This window comes from Flavobacterium sp. (assembly GCF_028712645.1).
In the GTDB taxonomy this organism is placed as follows: domain Bacteria; phylum Bacteroidota; class Bacteroidia; order Flavobacteriales; family Flavobacteriaceae; genus Flavobacterium.
The window spans coordinates 1-3831 of the sequence record NZ_JAQTPQ010000306.1 but is presented as its reverse complement, the minus strand read 5'-3'; the positions used below and the strand labels follow the sequence as shown (position 1 = coordinate 3831).

The 3831-nt window shown below is 33.2% G+C and carries 4 protein-coding genes; all 4 read right to left on the bottom strand.

What is annotated here, in order from left to right; all coding sequences use genetic code 11:
• On the bottom strand, positions 1-697 hold a 697-nt coding region (locus PHC28_RS16810; RefSeq protein WP_300103316.1), incomplete at its 3' end, for an ABC transporter transmembrane domain-containing protein.
• Between the two features lie 61 nt (positions 698-758).
• The gene (locus PHC28_RS16805; RefSeq protein ID WP_300103314.1) at positions 759-2486 is read right to left on the bottom strand and encodes a phospho-sugar mutase; all 1728 of its coding nucleotides are present in this window, start codon (positions 2484-2486) and stop codon (positions 759-761) included.
• Positions 2487-2554: 68 nt separating this feature from the next.
• Positions 2555-3508 (bottom strand): glycosyltransferase family 2 protein, encoded by a 954-nt coding sequence (locus PHC28_RS16800; RefSeq protein ID WP_300103312.1) that lies wholly within the window; start codon positions 3506-3508, stop codon positions 2555-2557.
• Positions 3509-3511: 3 nt separating this feature from the next.
• Positions 3512-3831: DUF4199 domain-containing protein (locus PHC28_RS16795; RefSeq protein ID WP_300103310.1), on the bottom strand; the 320-nt coding region annotated here is incomplete at its 5' end.

Here is a 3831-nt window from a genome sequence, read left to right as displayed (position 1 = left end):
TAGTTGACAAGAATATGCCTTGTTCTTGTTGTGCTCGTGTAGATTTCTTTTTTAACTGTTTTCCAATTAAAGAAATTACATAGCCCGAAATTGGAATAAAAATGAACACAAAAAGAGTCAGTTTTACACTAATGGTAAGCATAGCAATTATGGTAAATATAATTGTCAAAGGCTCTTTTACAATTAGCTCAAGTATCGAAAGGAAGGAGGTTTGCACTTCATTTACATCGGCAGAAATTCTAGAAATTGTATCGCCTTTTCTTTTTTCCGAGAAGAATGAAATCGGTAAATTGATGGTTTTTTTGTACATTTCATTTCGCATATCTCTTAAAACCCCATTTCGTAAAAAAGTGATGAAAAACATTGCAAAATAATCGCTCAAATTTTTCATTAAAAATATAGTGATAATCACAATTACCATTATTGATAAGGTGTAACCAACTCCAAAAGTATCAGTAGTATTTGTGATGTAATAGCTTAAATAATCTTCAGCAAATTTTTTTAAATCCCAAATTCCTTTATAGATTGGTAATGTTGTATTTCTCTTTGTTTGGTCAAATAAAACCTGCATCATTGGAATTAATGACATAAAAGAAAGTGTGCTGAATAGGGCATACAACACATTGAAAAATATGTTTAGGTAAGCATACTTTTTATAAGGAATTATAAAAGGAAATATTTTCTTAAAATTGTTCATTTATTTTCTGTTATACCTGACAGGTTTTAAAAACCTGTCAGATATAGTTTAATTGAATTGATTAGCTCAATTGCATTGCAGCAATGATGTTTTTGATTTTATTATTTAAGGTCGTCTCAACTTCCGTGAAATCTTCAACGTTGTTCAATTGTGCATTTACACTAATATAGAATTTAATTTTTGGTTCCGTTCCGCTTGGTCTTGCACAAATTTTTGAACCATCTTCGGTGTAATAAATCAGAACGTTCGATTTTGGAATATCCATTACAGTTTCTTCTCCTGTAAGTAAGTTTTTTGCTATCGATGAATCATAATCTTCTAACATAACAACTCTTTGTCCGTTGATTTCTTTCAAAGGATTTTTGCGCAAGTCAATCATCATTTGATTGATTTGTTGCAAACCATCCATTCCTTTTTTGGTCAATGAAATAAGGTGTTCTTTGTAAAATCCGTTTTCTACATACAATTGCACTAATTCTTTGTAAACGGTGCTTCCTTTGGCTTTTACTTGAGCTGCTAATTCGCAAACTAATAACGTAGCAGCAACTGCATCTTTATCGCGAACGGCATCTCCCACCATAAAACCAAAACTTTCTTCACCACCACCAATGAATTCCATTTCTGGAAAATCTTTGATCATTTTGGCAATCCATTTGAAACCAGTTAAACCAATTTTGCATTCAACTCCATAATTAGTTGCTAATTCCATCATCATCGGAGTAGAAACAATTGTAGAACCTACAAATTGGTTTCCGTTGATTTTACCCGCTTTTTTCCATTCTTTTAAAAGGAAAGCAGTCATTAAAATCATCGTTTGATTTCCGTTTAACAAAGTCATTTTTCCTTCATTATTACGAACGGCAACTCCTAAACGGTCACAATCAGGATCTGTTCCAATAACAATATCTGAGTTGGTTTTGTCTGCCAATGCCAATGCCATCGTCAATGCTTCTGGCTCCTCTGGATTTGGAGATTTTACCGTCGGAAAGTTTCCGTTTGGTACTCTTTGTTCCTCAACAATATTTACGTTTTTGTATCCAGCCTGAGCAAAAGTATCAGGAACTAAAGTAATTGAAGTCCCGTGTAATGATGTAAATACAATGTTCAGATTGTCTTTTGCTTCTTGCGAAGTTCCAAAGCTAGCATTTTTGATAGTCGATTTAATAAATGCTTGATCCACTTCGGTATCAATATATTGAATCAAATCTTCATTAGCATCAAATTTGATTTGGCTGTAATTTAGATTTTCAATTGTGTTGATAATGGCTCCGTCTTGCGGAGGAACGATTTGTCCGCCATCTTCCCAATACACTTTATAACCATTGTATTCAGGAGGATTGTGAGAAGCTGTTAGGACAATTCCACATTGGCAACCTAAGTGTTTTAAAGCAAATGACAACTCTGGAGTTGGTCGTAAATCTGAAAATAAATAGACTTGAATTCCATTTGCCGAAAAAACATCGGCAACGGTTTTAGCTAAAGTATTACTGTTTTTACGGCAATCATAAGCAATTACAGCTTTTATAGGTTGGTTTGGAAAGGATTTATGTAAATAATCGGAAAGTCCTTGCGTGCTTTTTCCAAGAGTATATTTATTGATGCGATTATTCCCAGCCCCCATAATTCCTCGCATTCCACCAGTTCCGAATTCAAGATTTTTATAAAAACTTTCTTCTAATTCTTTTGGAGAAGAAGCTAATATTTCCTTTACTGCGTCTTGTGTTTGCTTGTCAAATGTTGGCGTAAGCCATTCATTTACTGCGTCTAAAATGTTTTGTTTGATTTCCATTTTATAGTTTTAAAATTTGAATATCTTTTTATGATTTTTTGAGGTCACAAATTGTGTTCTCAAGTTTTTTAATTTATTTCCTTCGAAATTTTATATCTTCCTTCGTTATTTTTTGTTCTCAAAATAATTTCACCAAGAAAACCTGCCAAAAACAATTGGGTTCCTAATATCATCGTGGTTAGCGAAATATAGAACCAAGGATTATTGGATACTAAACTATATCGCAGTCCATTATATAGATGATATAGTTTTGAACATCCAATAAATCCAGCAGCAAAAAATCCAATAATAAACATTACCGAACCCATTGCTCCAAACAAGTGCATCGGTCTTTTGCCAAATTTGGATAGAAACCAAATGGTAATTAAATCAAGAAATCCATTGATGAAACGCTCCATTCCGAATTTAGTCTCACCGTATTTTCTGGCTTGATGTTGCACCACTTTTTCGCCAATTTTTCCAAATCCAGCATTCTTAGCCAAAACTGGAATATAGCGGTGCATTTCGCCCGAAACCTCTACATTTTTTACGACAACATTTTTATAGGCTTTCAGTCCGCAATTAAAATCATTTAGTTGTACGCCAGATGTTTTTCTGGCAGCCCAATTGAAAAGTTTTGAAGGAAGATTTTTAGCAACAACTGAATCGTATCTTTTCTTTTTCCAACCAGAAACCAAATCAAATTTCCCAGAAATAATCATTTCGTATAATCCTGGAATTTCCTCAGGACTATCTTGCAAATCAGCATCCATCGTGATTACCACATCACCTTGGGACTTGGCAAAACCAGCGTGTAAGGCTTGCGATTTTCCAAAGTTTTTCATAAAACGAATGCCTTTCACATTTGGATTTTCGGCAGCTAATTCTTCTATTATGGACCAAGAATTATCAGAACTTCCGTCATCTATAAAAATGATTTCGTAAGAATAATTGTTCGATTGCATTACCGAGACAATCCAAGTATAAAGTTCTTTGAGCGATTCGTCTTCGTTGAGAAGCGGAATAAGTATGGATAAATTCATTAATTAAAGGCTTTGTGGTTTTTCGTTTTTTATAATTGCGCCTATAATTAGCGAATAAATTAAACCAAAGAAAGAATACATAGCAAGGGTAAAAGGAAAAACAATATAAGGACTCATAAATTTTTTCATCATAGAAAGTCCAATATTTAATTGTTCGCTTGTCATTTCAGGATTTTTAGTAAGCATTGCTTCTTTAGAAATAGAAATCATTTCATCTATAAATTCTGGAAAAATAAGATTAAAAATCACACTGAATGTTGCATAAATAAGAGCGGCGATAAAAGCTATTGAAACACCAGTTTTTAAACATTCGCCAAGAGATA

Bases quoted from the DNA above. Each gene is read 5' to 3' on its own strand.
- PHC28_RS16800 (WP_300103312.1), bottom strand. From the start codon at position 3,508: ATGAATTTATCCATACTTATTCCGCTTCTCAACGAAGACGAATCGCTC.
- PHC28_RS16805 (WP_300103314.1), bottom strand. From the start codon at position 2,486: ATGGAAATCAAACAAAACATTTTAGACGCAGTAAATGAATGGCTTACG.